Source organism: Pseudoalteromonas sp. S16_S37 (genome assembly GCF_014694405.1).
GTDB lineage: Bacteria > Pseudomonadota > Gammaproteobacteria > Enterobacterales > Alteromonadaceae > Pseudoalteromonas.
Map to the genome: position 1 here is coordinate 1 of NZ_JAAUWV010000290.1, position 233 is coordinate 233.

1 pseudogene is annotated in these 233 nt (G+C 48.5%); it reads right to left on the bottom strand.

The annotated features are described in order from the left end of the window. A pseudogene (locus tag HC733_RS22935) lies at positions 1-233 on the bottom strand (IS5/IS1182 family transposase); the annotation flags it as partial.

A 233-nucleotide genomic window follows, 5' to 3' on the forward strand; every position in this document is an offset into this window, starting at 1 on the left:
CATCGTTCAAGCAGTTTACTGTCGGTTGGAAAACAGATGTTCTTTTCCATCACGGTGCTATCCACCACCACTTCGCGCAAACTACTTTCTTTTACCGCGCCGACTTTTAGTCCGACATCAACGGTCAGCGATAACATGAGTTCCGCACCTTGCTCGCCAATTCGCTTGCGAAAGCGAACCATCGAACTGGGGTCACACGGCATCTGATGAGTAAAAAACTGCATCCCACAAAA